Source organism: Nocardioides sp. FY1077, assembly GCF_058681775.1.
The window spans coordinates 225,495-240,122 of record NZ_JBZWDB010000004.1; the positions used below are offsets into that span (position 1 = coordinate 225,495).

The 14,628-nt window shown below is 72.8% G+C and carries 15 protein-coding genes; 12 read left to right on the plus strand and 3 right to left on the minus strand.

Annotation, left to right across the window (positions count from 1 at the left end):
* Positions 1-222 precede the first annotated feature (222 nt).
* From AC4OR8_RS16250 to AC4OR8_RS16300, 11 genes are all read left to right on the plus strand, one after another.
* On the plus strand, positions 223-420 hold the full coding sequence (locus AC4OR8_RS16250; RefSeq protein ID WP_492166631.1) for a ubiquitin-like protein Pup: 198 nt from the start codon (positions 223-225) through the stop codon (positions 418-420).
* The gene (prcB, locus tag AC4OR8_RS16255) at positions 417-1,262 is read left to right on the plus strand and encodes a proteasome subunit beta (RefSeq protein WP_492166632.1); all 846 of its coding nucleotides are present in this window, start codon (positions 417-419) and stop codon (positions 1,260-1,262) included. Before AC4OR8_RS16250 ends, prcB begins: the two co-directional genes overlap by 4 nt.
* Positions 1,259-2,089 carry a proteasome subunit alpha gene (gene prcA / locus AC4OR8_RS16260; RefSeq protein WP_492166633.1) on the plus strand — a complete coding sequence of 277 codons (831 nt, stop codon included), beginning with the start codon at positions 1,259-1,261 and terminating at the stop codon, positions 2,087-2,089. The genes prcB and prcA overlap by 4 nt, the downstream gene beginning before the upstream one ends.
* 103 nt (positions 2,090-2,192) lie before the next feature.
* On the plus strand, positions 2,193-3,554 hold the full coding sequence (pafA, locus tag AC4OR8_RS16265; RefSeq protein ID WP_492166634.1) for a Pup--protein ligase: 1,362 nt from the start codon (positions 2,193-2,195) through the stop codon (positions 3,552-3,554).
* Positions 3,555-3,690: 136 nt separating this feature from the next.
* Positions 3,691-4,641, plus strand: a complete 951-nt coding sequence (locus AC4OR8_RS16270; RefSeq protein ID WP_492166635.1) for an FKBP-type peptidyl-prolyl cis-trans isomerase — start codon at positions 3,691-3,693, stop codon at positions 4,639-4,641.
* On the plus strand, positions 4,638-5,633 hold the full coding sequence (locus tag AC4OR8_RS16275; RefSeq protein ID WP_492166636.1) for a helix-turn-helix transcriptional regulator: 996 nt from the start codon (positions 4,638-4,640) through the stop codon (positions 5,631-5,633). The genes AC4OR8_RS16270 and AC4OR8_RS16275 overlap by 4 nt, the downstream gene beginning before the upstream one ends.
* On the plus strand, positions 5,630-6,643 hold the full coding sequence (locus tag AC4OR8_RS16280) for a helix-turn-helix transcriptional regulator (RefSeq protein ID WP_492166637.1): 1,014 nt from the start codon (positions 5,630-5,632) through the stop codon (positions 6,641-6,643). The genes AC4OR8_RS16275 and AC4OR8_RS16280 overlap by 4 nt, the downstream gene beginning before the upstream one ends.
* 88 nt (positions 6,644-6,731) lie before the next feature.
* Positions 6,732-7,025, plus strand: coding sequence for a Sec-independent protein translocase subunit TatA (tatA, locus tag AC4OR8_RS16285; RefSeq protein WP_492166638.1), 294 nt, complete (start codon positions 6,732-6,734; stop codon positions 7,023-7,025).
* Between the two features lie 22 nt (positions 7,026-7,047).
* On the plus strand, positions 7,048-7,884 hold the full coding sequence (gene tatC / locus AC4OR8_RS16290; RefSeq protein WP_492166639.1) for a twin-arginine translocase subunit TatC: 837 nt from the start codon (positions 7,048-7,050) through the stop codon (positions 7,882-7,884).
* On the plus strand, positions 7,881-8,339 hold the full coding sequence (locus tag AC4OR8_RS16295) for a hypothetical protein (RefSeq protein ID WP_492166640.1): 459 nt from the start codon (positions 7,881-7,883) through the stop codon (positions 8,337-8,339). The genes tatC and AC4OR8_RS16295 overlap by 4 nt, the downstream gene beginning before the upstream one ends.
* Before the next feature lie 35 nt (positions 8,340-8,374).
* Complete coding sequence (locus tag AC4OR8_RS16300; protein WP_492166641.1) at positions 8,375-11,185, plus strand: DEAD/DEAH box helicase; 2,811 nt, start codon at positions 8,375-8,377, stop codon at positions 11,183-11,185.
* A gap of 28 nt (positions 11,186-11,213) precedes the next feature.
* On the opposite strand, the gene AC4OR8_RS16305 is transcribed toward AC4OR8_RS16300, so the two are convergent.
* Both AC4OR8_RS16305 and AC4OR8_RS16310 read right to left on the minus strand, forming a co-directional pair.
* Positions 11,214-11,873: an SDR family oxidoreductase gene (locus AC4OR8_RS16305; RefSeq protein WP_492166642.1), complete on the minus strand. Its 660-nt coding sequence runs from the start codon at positions 11,871-11,873 to the stop codon at positions 11,214-11,216.
* 107 nt (positions 11,874-11,980) lie between these two features.
* The gene (locus AC4OR8_RS16310) at positions 11,981-12,886 is read right to left on the minus strand and encodes a 5'-3' exonuclease (protein WP_492166801.1); all 906 of its coding nucleotides are present in this window, start codon (positions 12,884-12,886) and stop codon (positions 11,981-11,983) included.
* An 80-nt stretch (positions 12,887-12,966) separates the two neighbouring features.
* On the opposite strand from AC4OR8_RS16310, the gene AC4OR8_RS16315 reads away from it, so the two are divergent.
* Positions 12,967-13,422: an Lrp/AsnC family transcriptional regulator gene (locus tag AC4OR8_RS16315; RefSeq protein ID WP_492166643.1), complete on the plus strand. Its 456-nt coding sequence runs from the start codon at positions 12,967-12,969 to the stop codon at positions 13,420-13,422.
* Between the two features lie 101 nt (positions 13,423-13,523).
* Here AC4OR8_RS16315 and AC4OR8_RS16320 read toward each other — a convergent pair whose 3' ends face one another.
* Positions 13,524-14,474 carry a hypothetical protein gene (locus tag AC4OR8_RS16320; protein ID WP_492166644.1) on the minus strand — a complete coding sequence of 317 codons (951 nt, stop codon included), beginning with the start codon at positions 14,472-14,474 and terminating at the stop codon, positions 13,524-13,526.
* Between the last annotated feature and the right edge of the window lie 154 nt (positions 14,475-14,628).

The window sequence follows — 14,628 nt, forward strand, 5'->3', positions numbered from 1 at the left end:
GCGCCCCCGGTGGTCGGGAGCGAGCGCCAGCGAGCGTCTCGAAACCACCCCCGCACGCGGCGTTCCTGCCCTCGGCCCGGTCCCGGCGCCGGCTGCGGTGGTCTCGACCCGCCCGTCGCGACCTCGTTCCTCGGTCGCGGGGCTTGCTCGACCTTCGCTCCCCACGCGTCGGCTCGTCCCTCGCCGCCGCTGCTCGCTCGCTCGCTCGGCTAGGGTCCCACCATGGCCCAGGAGCAGAAGCAGCCGCGCAAGTCCTCGGAGACCGAGGAGAGCGTCGAGACCGCGCCGGAGACCGACGTCGCCGAGCGCAAGGAGGCCCTCGACGCCGACATCGACGACATCCTCGACGAGATCGACGACGTCCTCGAGACCAACGCCGAGGACTTCGTGAAGTCGTTCATCCAGAAGGGCGGCCAGTGACCTCCCCCCGCCTGCCCGCGGCCTACCTGCAGCCGGGGGCGTCGTCGTTCAGCGACTTCCTGGCCGAGCAGGCCCCCGACCTCCTGCCCGGACGGCGGGCGCTGCCGCAGGGCGCAGCCGGCGACCTGGCCCCCCACGGCACCACCATCGTCGCGGCCACCTTCCCCGGCGGTGTGCTGCTGGCCGGTGACCGCCGCGCCACCATGGGCAACGTCATCGCCCAGCGCGACATCGAGAAGGTCTTCGCCACCGACGAGTACTCCGCCGCCGGCATCGCCGGCACCGCGGGCCTGGCCATCGAGATGATCCGGCTGTTCCAGACCGAGCTGGAGCACTACGAGAAGATCGAGGGCACCACGCTGTCCCTCGACGGCAAGGCCAACCGGCTGTCCGCGCTGATCCGCGCCAACCTGGGCATGGCCATGCAGGGCCTGGCCGTCGTGCCGCTGTTCGCCGGCTTCGACCTGGGCGACGCCCGCGGCCGCATCTTCAGCTACGACGTGACCGGCGGGCGCTACGAGGAGACCGGGTTCACCGCGGTCGGCTCGGGCTCGATGTTCGCCCGCGGCTCGCTGAAGAAGCTCTACCGCCCCGACCTGTCGGAGGAGGAGGTCGTGGTGCTCGCCGTGCAGGCCCTGTACGACGCCGCCGACGACGACTCCGCCACCGGTGGGCCCGACGTCGCGCGCCGCATCTTCCCGATCGTCCACCTGATCACCGCCGAGGGCGGGCGCCGGGTGGCCGAGGACGACGTGGCGGCCGTGGCCGACCGCGTCATCGCCGGGCGCATGTCGCAGCCCGACGGGCCCACCGCCCCGCTGACCGGAGGGGGTCTGCGATGAGCATGCCGTTCTACGTCTCGCCCGAGCAGCAGATGAAGGACCGGGCCGACTTCGCGCGCAAGGGCATCGCCCGCGGCCGCTCCGTGGTGGCCGTGCAGTACGCCGACGGCGTGCTGTTCGTCTCGGAGAACCCCTCGCAGGCCCTGCACAAGGTCTCGGAGATTTACGACCGCATCGCCTTCGCCGCGGTCGGCCGCTACAACGAGTTCGAGAACCTGCGCATCGCCGGCGTCCGCCTGGCCGACATGCGCGGCTACGCCTACGACCGCCGTGACGTCGCCGGCCGTGCGCTGGCCAACGCCTACGCCCAGACCCTCGGCACGATCTTCTCCAGCGGCGCGGAGAAGCCCTACGAGGTGGAGCTGTTCGTCGCCGAGATCGGCGACCAGCCGGCCGCCGACCAGCTCTACCGGCTCACCTACGACGGCCAGGTCGCCGACGAGCACGGGTACGCCGTGATGGGCGGCGCGGCCGACGTGGTGGCGGGCTACCTCAAGGAGCGCTACACCGAGGGCGCCGACCTCGCCACCGCGCTCGGGGTGGCCGTGGCGGCGCTGGGCCACACCCCCGACGCCGCGGGGTCGGCGGGCGGCAGCACCGCCGGCGACGCGGGTGACACCGCCGACCGCGTGATCGCCACCCGCGACCTGGAGGTGGCCGTCCTCGACCGCACCCGTGCGCAGCAGCGCAAGTTCGTGCGGCTCAGCCCGGCCCGCCTCGAGACGCTGCTGGGCGAGCGCGCCTCGGCCGAGCCGTCGCCGGGCGCGGGGGAGAGCACCAGCCCCGACGTCCTGGGCTCGGCCGGGGAGCCGCCGATCGCGCCCTGAGCGCACCCGCTGCGGCGATCGCGCGTCGCCGTGCGCGACCCGGCACCCCTCGGCCCCCGGCGGTTCGACCCCGATCCGTCAGGGGCCGACGTAGTGTGCGGACATGGACCGGCGCATCTTCGGGATCGAGAACGAGTACGGCGTCACGTGCACGTTCAAGGGGCAACGCCGGCTCAGCCCCGACGAGGTGGCGCGCTACCTGTTCCGCAAGGTGGTCAGCTGGGGCCGCAGCAGCAACGTGTTCCTGCGCAACGGCGCCCGGCTCTACCTCGACGTCGGCAGCCACCCCGAGTACGCCACGCCCGAGTGCGACGACATCGCCGAGCTGGTCACCCACGACAAGGCCGGCGAGCGGGTCCTCGAGGGGCTGCTGCTCGACGCCGAGCAGCGCCTGCACGACGAGGGCATCGCCGGCGAGATCTACCTGTTCAAGAACAACACCGACTCCGCCGGCAACTCCTACGGCTGCCACGAGAACTACCTCGTCGGCCGCGCCGGTGAGTTCTCCCGGCTCGCCGACATCCTGATCCCGTTCCTGGTCACCCGCCAGATCGTGGTGGGCGCCGGCAAGGTCACCCAGACCCCGCGCGGGGCGTCGTACTCGGTCTCCCAGCGCGCCGAGCACATCTGGGAGGGCGTGAGCAGCGCCACCACCCGCAGCCGCCCCATCATCAACACCCGCGACGAGCCGCACGCCGACGCCGAGAAGTACCGCCGCCTGCACGTGATCGTGGGCGACTCCAACATGAGCGAGACCACCACGATGCTCAAGGTGGCCTCCTGCGACCTGGTGCTGCGGATGATCGAGGAGGGCGTGGTGATGCGCGACCTCACGATGGAGAACCCCATCCGCGCCATCCGGGAGATCTCCCACGACATGACCGGACGCCGCAAGGTGCGCCTGGCCAACGGCCGCGAGGCCAGCGCGCTGGAGATCCAGGGGGAGTACCTCGCCAAGGCCCGCGACTTCGTGGACCGCCGTGAGATCAGCACCCCGCTGATCGAGCGGGCGCTCGACCTGTGGGAGCGCGGCCTCAAGGCCGTGGAGTCCGACGACCTCGGCCTGGTCGACCGGGAGCTCGACTGGGTGATCAAGTGGAAGCTCATCGACCGCTACCGCGCCAAGCACGGCCTGGCACTGAGCCACCCGCGCGTCGCCCAGCTCGACCTCGCCTACCACGACATCCACCGCGGCCGCGGGCTCTACTACCTGCTGGAGAAGCGGGGGGCGGTGGCCCGGGTCAGCACCGACCTGAAGATCTTCGAGGCCAAGTCGGTGCCGCCGCAGACCACCCGCGCCCGACTGCGCGGGGAGTTCATCCGCGCCGCGCAGGAGCACCGCCGCGACTTCACCGTCGACTGGGTGCACCTCAAGCTCAACGACCAGGCGCAGCGCACCGTGCTGTGCAAGGACCCGTTCCGTGCCCACGACGAGCGCGTGCAGCGCCTCGTCGACGGCATGTGAGCCACCCCGGCACGACAACAGCGCCGGCCCGGCGCGGGCAGCGGCGAGGGCCGGGGTCGGGCCTCGTAGGATGCAGGTCGCTCAGGGGTCACCGGTCACCACCGGGCCCGACGGTCGTCACGTGAAGGAAGTCCCGGTGTCCCGACGCCTCCGCAGGCCGCTGGCCCTGCTGCTCCCGCTCCTCGTCGCCCCCGCCCTCGTGGCCTGCGGCGACGACTCCGGTGAGGGCGCCTCGACCGGGCTCGAGGCGGTGAGCATCACCGGCGACGTCGGCACCGCCCCCGAGGTCGAGTGGACCGACGAGCTCAGCATCGACCCCGAGGCCGACCTCCAGGTGGAGACCCTCGTGGAGGGCGACGGCCCCGAGCTCACCGCCGACGACACCGCGCTGGTCAACTTCTGGGTCGGCAACGGCTTCTCGTCGTCGCAGACCTACTCCACCTACGAGGAGGGCGGCACGCCGCAGGAGCTCGACCTCGGCGCCACCGACACCGTGCCGGTCTTCACCGAGCCGCTCGTGGGCCAGACCGTCGGCTCCCGCGTCGCGGTGGCGTTCAACGCCGAGGGCCCCTTCGAGGGCGGGGGACAGCCCAGCCTCGGCATCGGCAACCAGGACTCCGTGGTCATGGTCTTCGACATCGTCGGGCCCTACGAGGTCACCGCGCCGTACGCCGAGGACGGCCCGGCCTGGACCCCCGACCTGGAGCTCGACGGCGAGGGCACGCCCACCGCGATGCGGTTCAAGGGCACCCCGCGGCCCACCGGCGAGCTGCGCACCTACGTGCTCGAGGAGGGCACCGGGCCCGAGCTGGCCGCCGACGACACCATCCAGGCCAAGTACCTCGGCCAGGTCTACGCCAAGGCCAAGCCGTTCGACGGCAACTACGGCGACGCGGCCTACCTCACCAGCCCGCTGGCCGGCCTGGTGGAGGGCTGGAGCCAGGGCCTGGAGGGCGTGCCGGTCGGCTCGCGGGTCGTGCTGGCGATCCCGCCCGAGCTCGGCTACGGCGCGAAGGGCAGCCCCGACGCCGGCATCGAGGGCACCGACACCATCTACTTCCTCATCGACGTCGTCGGAGCAGGGTGAGCGTCCGCAAGAGCGAGCGCCTGCTCAACCTGCTGATCATGCTGCTGGTCCAGCGCCAGTTCGTCAGCAAGGAGCGGATCCGCTCGATCCTCTACCCCGGCTCCACCCTCGAGGCCTTCGAGAAGATGTTCGAGCGCGACAAGGACGAGCTGCGCAGCCTCGGCGTCCCGATCGAGGTCGGCAACATCGACGCCTACTTCGACGACGAGCCGGGCTACCGCATCCGCCCCGACGAGTTCGCGCTGCCCGACATCGACCTCACCCCCGACGAGGCGTCGGTGGTGGGCCTGGCCACCCGGGTCTGGCAGCACGCCAAGCTCGCGGAGGCCACCACCGAGGCGGTGCGCAAGCTCACCGCGCTGGGCGTGCCCGTCGACGTCGCCGCCCTCGACATCGTGGAGCCGCGGCTCAGCGCCGACGAGCCGTCGTTCGACGCGTTCTGGGAGGCCACCGCCGAGCGCACCCCCGTCGTCTTCGACTACCGCCGCCCGGGCCAGGACACCGTCACCACCCGCCACCTGCAGCCGTGGGGCGTCACCCGATACTCCGGTCGCTGGTACGTCGTCGGTCTCGACACCGACCGCGGTGAGGAGCGGGTCTTCCGGCTCTCGCGCGTGGAGGGCGACGCCCGGCCCGCCGGCGAGCCCGGGTCCTACGAGGTGCCGCCCGGCACCGACGTGAGCGCGGTGGCCCGCCGCCTGGCGCCGGCGCCGGTCGAGCAGGACGCCGTGCTGCTGGTGCGCCGGGGCACCGGGCACCCGCTGCGCCGCAGCGCCGCCACCATCGAGACCGCCGTCGTCGGGCCCGACGACGCCACCGTGTGGGACCGGCTGCTGCTGCGCCGCGACACCCTCGGCCTGGCCGACGAGGTGCTCGGCCACGGCGCCGACGTCTACGTGGAGTCCCCGCTGGCGCTGCGTGCCACCGTCATCGAGCGGCTGCGGGCCGCGCTGGAGCCCGCGACCGCCGGCGCGGGGGAGGAGGCACCGTGAGCGGCACCCCGGCCCCCGGGGCCAAGGACCAGGTCGCGCGCCTGCTGACGCTGGTGCCGTACCTGCACGCGCACGGCGAGGTGCGCCTCGACCAGGCCGCGGCGGCGCTCGGCGTGGCGCCGCGCCAGCTGCTGAAGGACCTCAAGGTCCTGCTGATGTGCGGCCTGCCCGGCGGCTTCCCCGACGACCTGATCGACGTCGACCTCGACGCCCTCGAGGACCCCGACGGCGACGGCGTCGTGCGGGTCAGCAATGCCGACTACCTCGCCCGCCCGCTGCGACTGACCCCCACCGAGGCCACGGCGGTGATCGTGGCGCTGCGGGCGCTGCGCAACGGCGCGCGCCCCGACACCCGGGAGGTCGTCGACCGCGCGCTGGCCAAGCTCGAGGCCGCCGCGGCCGCCGGCAGCGCTGCCCCCCGCATCGACCCCGGGGCCGGCGGCGCCGACACCGACACGGCCCTGCTGGCCACCCGCCTGCAGGACGCCGCCGACCGCGGCCGGCAGGTGCGGCTGACCTACTACGTGCCGACCCGTGACGAGGAGTCGGAGCGCACCGTCGACCCCCGTGGGGTGGTGTCGACCGGGGGGTTCGCCTACCTCGATGCGTGGTGCCACACCGCCGAGGCGCCCCGGTTGTTCCGCCTCGACCGCATCCGCGAGGCCGAGGTCTCCGAACACCCTGTCGTGAGCGCGCCCGAACCACCCCGTGACCTGGCCGACGGCCTCTTCACGCGCTCCACCGAGACCACGCCGGTCACGCTCCACCTCGACCCCGCCGCCCGCTGGGTCGTGGAGTACTACCCGGTCGAGGCCGTGCGCACCCACGATGACGGCAGCCTCGAGGTCGACCTGCTGGTGGCCGACCCGCGCTGGCTCACCCGGCTGCTGCTGCGCCTGGCCCCCCACGCGCGCGTCGTCGCGACCGGCGGCGACCACCCCGGCGCCCACTCAGAGTTCACCGACTCGTACACCGCCGCCGCACAGGCGACGCTGGGTCTGTACACGTGACGGGGCGTACAGTTGGCCTCGTCCCACCGGGTGCCCACGGGCACCTCCCGGCGACACCTCGGCACCACCCCCAACAGAGAAGGTCCTGATGTTCCTCCCCATGATCGGCATGCCCCAGGGCGCGGAGTGGCTCGTCATCCTCGCGATCGTCATCCTGGTCTTCGGTGCGGCCAAGCTGCCCGACCTCGCCCGCGGCACCGGTCAGGCGCTGCGCATCTTCAAGGCCGAGACCAAGGGCCTCAAGGACGACGACGACAAGGACGCGCAGGGCGAGACCAAGCCCGTCACCGCCGAGCTGCCGCCCCCGTCGCCGGCCCCCACCGCCACGCCGGTCGAGGACCTGACGGTCACCGAGCACACCACCGACCAGCACCGCAGCTGAGCGCAGGCACCCCCGTCCGCTCGTGTCGATCACCGGTGTCGCCAAGCTGTTCGTCGGCAAGCCCGTCCACCCCATCGGGTCCGACGGCCGCATGGCCCTCTCCGACCACCTCCGGGAGCTGCGCGCGCGGCTGCTGAAGGTCGTCCTGTTCACCGTCGGCGGGTTCGTCATCTCGCTGTTCTTCTACGAGCAGCTGTTCGAGCTGATCAACGACCCCTACCGCAAGGCGCAGGACACCCTGCCCGAGGGCGCCACCCTCGGCACGGTGGGGGGTGCGGGCGGCGGCTTCCTGCTCTACCTCAAGATCTGCGGCCTGTCGTCGCTGGTGCTCACCAGCCCGTTCTGGCTCTACCAGATCTGGGCGTTCATCCTCCCGGGCCTGCACCCCCACGAGCGGAAGTGGACCCGGGTCTTCAGCGCGATCGCCGGGCCGCTGTTCCTCGCCGGCGTCGTCCTGGGCTACCTCACGCTGCCCAAGGGCCTCGAGGTGCTGATCGGGTTCACCCCGGCCGACCTCACCAGCCTCATCGAGTTCAACGACTACCTCCAGTTCTTCAGCCGCACGCTGCTGGTCTTCGGCGTGGCCTTCGAGATCCCGCTGTTCGTGGTGATGCTCAACCTGGCCGGGGTCGTCTCCGGCAAGGCGCTGGGTGCGCACCGTCCGTGGATCGTGATCGGCGTGTTCCTCTTCGCCGCCGTCGCCACGCCGTCCACCGACCCGTTCACGATGACCTTCATGGCCGTGCCGATGGTGGTGCTGTTCTTCATCTCCGAGATCATCGCGCGCTACAACGACAGGCGCCGCGCGGCCCGCGGCATCAACGCCGGGCTCTCGCCCGACGAGATCTCCGCCCTGTGACCCCGGGCCCCTCCCACGCTGCGCGCTCGGTCGCCCTCGACGACGTCGACCCCTTCGACCTGCCCGCGTGGCTCGGGGAGGACGAGGTCACCTGGACCGCGGCGTCCGGCGTGCTCAGCGGACACCTCGTCACCGGGCGGCTCGACGGCGGTCCACCCGGCGTCCCGTCCGGCGACCTGCCGTGCGACCTGCTGGCCGTGGACGACGCCCACCCGGCGCCGGTCGCCACCGACACCGTGCGCTCGGCCGCGCACCTCGCGTGGCGCCACGGACAGGTGCTGCTCGTCGCGCCGACCACCGGCGCCGCGCGCGGGCGGCTCACCCTCGCCGTACCGGGGCGCAGCTTCACCGCCGACCTCGTCCTCGACGCGCTCGGCCGGCTGGCCAAGGCCGTCGGGGCGTCCCCGGAGCGCTACACCGCCCGGCTGCGCCTCGGCGTCGAGCCACGCCGGTGACGCCGGGGCGTGGCGCGCCCCCGTAGGTTGGAGCCATGAGCACGGCTGACGAGATGACCCCGGCCGAGCGCTACGCCTCCTACCGGCAGCACCGCAACCACCCCGTCGTCCGCGACTTCGAGGCGATGTACGACTTCGCGCTCGACGACTTCCAGCTGCGCGCGTGCCGTGAGATCGAGGACGGGCGCGGCGTGCTGGTGGCGGCGCCGACCGGGTCGGGCAAGACGATCGTGGGCGAGTTCGCGATCCACCTGGCGCTGCAGACCGGCCGCAAGGCGTTCTACACCACGCCGATCAAGGCGCTGTCGAACCAGAAGTACCAGGACCTGGTGGCCCGCTACGGCGCCGACCAGGTCGGGCTCCTCACCGGTGACAACACCGTGAACGGCGAGGCGCCCGTGGTCGTGATGACGACCGAGGTGCTGCGGAACATGCTCTACTCCGGCTCGCGCACGCTGAACGGCCTGGGCTACGTGGTCATGGACGAGGTGCACTACCTCGCCGACCGCTCCCGCGGGGCGGTGTGGGAGGAGGTCATCATCCACCTGCCCGAGTCGGTGTCGGTGGTCTCGCTGTCGGCCACGGTGTCGAACGCCGAGGAGTTCGGCGAGTGGCTCGAGACCGTGCGCGGCGACACCACCACGATCGTGGAGGAGAAGCGGCCGGTGCCGCTATACCAGCACGTGATGGTCGGACGCCGCCTGCTCGACCTGTTCGCCTCCTCCGACGTCGACGCCGCCGCCGGGTTCGTCAAGGAGGGCGCCCCGGTCAACGAGGAGCTGATGAAGGTGGCCCGCGACGACTGGGCCGCCACCCGCATCAAGGACCGGCGCACCCCGCGGGGCGCGCGCGGCAAGGGTGGTCCCCGCCAGATCGGCAACAACCGCCGGGTGCAGACCCCCAGCCGCTACGACGTCATCGACCGCCTCGAGCGCGAGCGGCTGCTGCCGGCGATCGTCTTCATCTTCAGCCGGGTCGGCTGCGACGCCGCCGTGGCGCAGTGCCTGAACGCCGGTATCCGGCTGACCACGTCGGAGGAGCGCGACACCATCCACTCCTTCGTCGAGGAGAGCACGCGCCACCTGCCCCAGGACGACCTGCACGTGCTGGGCTACCACGACTTCCTCGAGGGGCTCACCCGCGGCGTCGCCGCCCACCACGCCGGCATGCTCCCGGCGTTCAAGCAGGTGGTCGAGGAGCTCTACACCCGTGGGCTGTGCAAGGTCGTCTTCGCGACCGAGACCCTGGCCCTCGGCATCAACATGCCCGCCCGCACCGTGGTGATCGAGAAGCTGTCGAAGTGGAACGGCGAGACCCACGCCGACATCACGCCGGGGGAGTACACCCAGCTCACCGGCCGGGCGGGTCGCCGTGGCCTCGACACCGAGGGCCACGGCGTCGTGCTGTGGCAGTCGGGCACCAACCCCCGCGAGGTGGCCGGCCTGGCCTCGACCCGCACCTACCCCCTGCGCTCGTCGTTCCGCCCGTCGTACAACATGGCGGTCAACCTGGTCCACCAGTTCGGCCGGGAGCGGGCGCGCGCCACGCTGGAGCTGTCGTTCGCGCAGTTCCAGGCCGACAAGGCCGTCGTCGGGCTGGCCCGCCAGCTGCGCAAGAGCCAGGACGCCCTCGACGGCTACGCCGAGGCCGCCGCCTGCTCGCGTGGCGACTTCATGGAGTACGCGACGCTGCGCCGCCGCATCAGCGACGTGGAGAAGGACGCCAGCCGCGCGAAGCGGGCCGACCGCCGGGCCGAGGCCGTCGAGTCGCTGCGCCACCTGCGGGTGGGCGACGTGATCCAGGTGCCGACCGGCAAGTTCGCCGGGCTGGCCGTGGTCGTGGACCCCGGCTGGTCGGAGGAGGGCCCGCGACCCTACGTGGTGACCGCCGACCGGCAGGCCCGCCGCCTGGCGATGATCGACTTCCCGACGCCGGTGACCGCGCTGACGCGGCTGCGGGTGCCGAAGAGCTTCAACGGGCGCAACCCGCAGATGCGCCGCGACCTCGCCTCGGCGTTGCACGCGCGCACCCGCGACCTGCCCCGTGACGGCGACGGCGGCTCCCGGCGCTCGGCGATGGCCCGCTCCGGTGCCGACGAGGAGGTGCTCGAGCTGCGCGCCGACCTCAAGGCGCACCCCTGCCACGACTGCCCCGACCGCGAGGACCACTCCCGCTGGGCCGAGCGCTGGTTCAAGCTGCAGCGCGACGCCGCCACCCTCGAGCGGCGCGTCGAGAACCGCACCAACACCGTCGCCCGACAGTTCGACCGCGTGTGCGACGTGCTGACCGCGCTGGGCTACCTCGCCCCCGCCGGCGACGGCGGCGCCGACGCCCGGGTGACCGAGCGCGGACGACGTCTGATGCGGCTGTACTCCGACATGGACCTGCTGGCCGCCGAGGCCATGCGCGCCGGCCTCTGGGACGACCTGTCGCCCTCCGGGCTGGCCGCAGCGCTCTCCGCGCTGGTCTTCGAGGCCCGCCGGGCCGAGGACGCCGCCTCACCCCGCCTGCCCGGCGGCGGGTCCCGGGAGGCCATGGAGGGCACCGTGCGGCTCTGGGGGGAGCTCGACCGGCTGGAGAAGGACCACGGGCTCGCCTACCTGCGCCAGCCCGACCTCGGCTTCGCCTGGATCGCCTACCGGTGGTGCGAGGGCGACGACCTCGACGACGTCCTGGCCGACACCGGCATGTCGGCCGGTGACTTCGTGCGCCGGATGAAGCAGCTGCTCGACCTCGCCGGCCAGGTCGCCGACGCTGCCGGCGACACGCCGCTGCGGCGCACCGCCCGTGACGTGGTCACCCGCATGAAGCGCGGGGTGGTGGCCTACTCCGGTCTCGCGGAGTAGGCCCCCGCCCGCTCGTCGGCCCGGACGGTCAGGCGCCCGCCTGCGCCACGGCCTCGGCGACCGGGGTGTCGCCACCGACGAGCTCCCACTGGTGGCCCACCGAGGTGTCGTCGTCGAGGCACGCGGCCACGACGGCGGCGACGTCGGCGCGGGTGACCTCACCGCGCTCGACGTGCTCGGCCAGGGTGACCCGGCCGGTCGCGGCGTCGTCGATGAGGGCGCCCGGACGCACGACGGTCCAGCGCAGGGTGCTGGTCCGCAGGGCGGCGTCGGCGTCGCGCTTGGCGTGCACGTAGACCTTCCACACCTCCTCGGCGTCGTCGGCCAGCGGGGTGTCGACCCCGATCGCCGAGACCTGCACGAAACGGTCGATCCCGGCGTGCTCGGCGGCCTCCACCGACTTCAGCGAGCCCTCCAGGTCGACGGTGCGCTTGCGCTCCACGTTCCCGTCGGCGCCGCCGCCGGCGGCGAAGACCACCGCGTCGCAGCCCTGGAACGCCGCGGCGAAGCCGGCGACGTCCTGCTGCTCGATGTCGAGCAGGCGCACCTCGGCGCCCAGCGCCTCCAGCTCGGCGCGGTACTCCTCCTTGCGCACCAGCGCGACCGGCACGTGCCCGGCGTCCACCAGTGCGGTGTGGAGGTGCTGGGCCACCTTGCCGTGGCCCCCGACGACTGCGATTCGACTCATGTCCCCAACGTACGTCGGGCCCGTGCGGGTCCGTCCAGCGGCGGGGAGCGTGGCCCCGGGCTCCGTCGGGGCTGATCAGGCGCCGCTGCGGCTGGCTCGGGGCCGGCTCAGGGCTGGCTGAGTACCGCGACCAGGCGCTGCACGGGCGACTCCAGGCCCCACCGCTGGGCGAGCGCGGCGAGCCGCTCGAGGTCGGGCGGGGCGGACGGCAGGGCGGTGCGGCTGCGGTCGAGGTCGATGTCGCGGGCGACCGCCACGACCTGGGGCGCCACCGCGAGGTAGTCGGCCGCGGCGCGCACCTTGCCGCGGGGCCCGGGGGCGAGGTCGGCGGCGGGGTCGTCGAGCGCGGCGCTGATGCCGGCGATGTCGCCGAAGCGGCCCAGCAGCGTCGCAGCGGTCTTGTCACCCACCCCGGGCACGCCGGGCAGGCCGTCGGAGGCGTCGCCGCGCAGGGTCGCGAAGTCGGCGTACTGGCGCGCGTCGACGCCGTACTTGGCGCGTACCCAGTCGTTGGTGACCCGCTCGTGGTTGCCGACGCCGCGGGCGATGTAGAGCACCCGCACGTCGAGGTCGTCGTCGACCAGCTGGAACAGGTCGCGGTCGCCGGTGACGACGTCCACGGGCTGGCCGGCGCCGGTGGCCAGGGTGCCGATGACGTCGTCGGCCTCGTAGCCCGGGGCGCCCAGCACGCGCAGCCCGAAGGCCTCGAGCACCTCGCGGATGATCGGCACCTGCACCTGCAGGGGGTTGGGCACCTCCTCCACGTCGGGGTCCTGGGCGACCTCCTCGACCACGCGGTGGGCCTTGTAGGACGGCAGCAGGTCGACGCGCCACTGCGGGCGCCAGTCGTCGTCCCAGCAGCAGACCAGGTCGGTGGGGCGGTAGTCCCCGACGAGGCGGGAGATGAAGTCGAGCAGGCCGCGCACCGCGTTGACCGGGGTGCCGTCGGGGCCGGTGATCTCCGGGACGCCGAAGAACGCCCGGAAGTACAGCGAGGCCGTGTCGAGGAGCATGAGGCGTCCGGTGCCGCCACCGGTCTGAGGGCTGGTCACGTCGCGCAGTCTCGCACGCGCGCTGGCCTACGCTGTGGCACGTGACGATCTCCGAGGTCGAGCCCACCGACCGCCGGATCGTGGAGCTGCTCGCCACCGACGGCCGGATGTCCTACACCGACCTCGGCAAGGCCACCGGCCTGTCGACGTCCGCGGTGCACCAGCGGGTCAAGCGCCTCGAGGCCCGCGGGCTGATCCAGGGCTACGGGGCCACGATCGACCACGCCGAGATCGGCCTGCCGCTGACGGCGTTCATCTCGATCCGCCCCATCGACCCCTCCCAGCCCGACGACTGCCCCGACCGGCTGCAGCACCTCCCCGAGATCGAGTCGTGCTGGTCGGTGGCCGGCGAGGAGTCGTACGTGCTCAAGGTGCGCACCGCCACCCCCGCCGCCCTCGAGGACCTCCTCGCCCGCATCCGCCACGCCGCCAACGTCTCCACCCGCACCACCATGGTCCTCTCCACCTACTACGAGAACCGCCCGGTGATCGGCTGAGGCGTGCGGGTTTCACCGGATATCCGGTGAAACCCTTGGTTGTCGACCGAAGCCTCGGTCGACAACCAAGGGTTTGGGCTGACAACCCCTGGGCTCTGGCGTCAGGCGGCCCAGTGGCGGCCCTCGAGCACGGCGCGGACGCGGGCCACCGTGCGCTCCGGTTGGCTGAGGTCGGCCCAGGTCACCCGGACGCACCGCCACCCGGTCAAGCCCTCGACCAGCTCCTGGCGTCGCTTCTCACGCAGGACGACGTCCGTCGCCGTCTCTCTCGGGCCCAGGCCGCCGCCGTACTTGACCCGGCCGTCGAACTCCAGGAAGGCGCCACGTGCCGGCCAGGCGAAGTCCAGCCGAGCCACCACGACGCCCCGGCCGTCGCGGACGACCCACTGGGGCACCGGGGCGGGGATGCCGTGGCGCCACAGGAGGTGGAAGGTGCGCGACTCGCCAGCGCTCTCGCACCGGCCGTCCACCAGCCGCAGGACGAGGTCGGTGTGCAGGGTGCGCGGCCAGTACGTCATCGCGTCGAGCCGCCGTCGCATGGCGGCCACCGTGGTCTCCCCGCGGTGCACCAGGGAGTTCAGCACCACCAACGACCGCTCGACGTCGGCCACCGTCGTGACGTCGAGCCCTGTTCGGGTGCCGCTCGTCAACCACATGCCGTCGCGGCGCGTGACGTCGTCTGCCACGACGGTGCCGCGGTGCGGCACGACACCGGCCTGGCGGCGTCCGGCCCTCCCGTCGCTGCGAGTGAGGTGCACCAGGTCCGGAAGGTCCCAGACGTCCGCGCCGAGACGTTCGGCCGCGGTGGTGTGCGAGCCCAGGACGTGTGACCGCGCCGCGCGGTAGGCGGATCGGGACACCGCGAGTCGCCGGCTGCGGTCGTCGAGCGCCCGCCACAGTTCGGCCGTGCAGTACGCGCCGTGACGGACGCGGTGCCACTCACCCGACCGCACCATCTGCGTGATGGTCCGGTCGTCGTGGCCGTGGGCCAGGGCCTCGAACGTCAGGAAGACACCGTCGGGCCCGGCGGGTGGGGTGCTCAGACAGGACATGCCTGAGTCATGGCCGTTGCGGCTCGCATCGAACCGTCCGATCTCGCCCCTGTGGACAAGGGCCCCGGCGTCGACCGGGTTGTCGAACCAAACCCTTGGTTGTCAGCCGAGGCTTCGGCTGACAACCAAGGGTTTCACCGGATATCCGGTGAAA

Bases quoted from the DNA above. Each gene is read 5' to 3' on its own strand.
- AC4OR8_RS16250 (WP_492166631.1), top strand. From the start codon at position 223: ATGGCCCAGGAGCAGAAGCAGCCGCGCAAGTCCTCGGAGACCGAGGAG.
- prcA (WP_492166633.1), top strand. From the start codon at position 1,259: ATGAGCATGCCGTTCTACGTCTCGCCCGAGCAGCAGATGAAGGACCGG.
- pafA (WP_492166634.1), top strand. From the start codon at position 2,193: ATGGACCGGCGCATCTTCGGGATCGAGAACGAGTACGGCGTCACGTGC.
- tatA (WP_492166638.1), top strand. From the start codon at position 6,732: ATGTTCCTCCCCATGATCGGCATGCCCCAGGGCGCGGAGTGGCTCGTC.
- AC4OR8_RS16300 (WP_492166641.1), top strand. From the start codon at position 8,375: ATGAGCACGGCTGACGAGATGACCCCGGCCGAGCGCTACGCCTCCTAC.
- AC4OR8_RS16305 (WP_492166642.1), bottom strand. From the start codon at position 11,873: ATGAGTCGAATCGCAGTCGTCGGGGGCCACGGCAAGGTGGCCCAGCAC.
- AC4OR8_RS16310 (WP_492166801.1), bottom strand. From the start codon at position 12,886: ATGCTCCTCGACACGGCCTCGCTGTACTTCCGGGCGTTCTTCGGCGTC.
- AC4OR8_RS16320 (WP_492166644.1), bottom strand. From the start codon at position 14,474: ATGTCCTGTCTGAGCACCCCACCCGCCGGGCCCGACGGTGTCTTCCTG.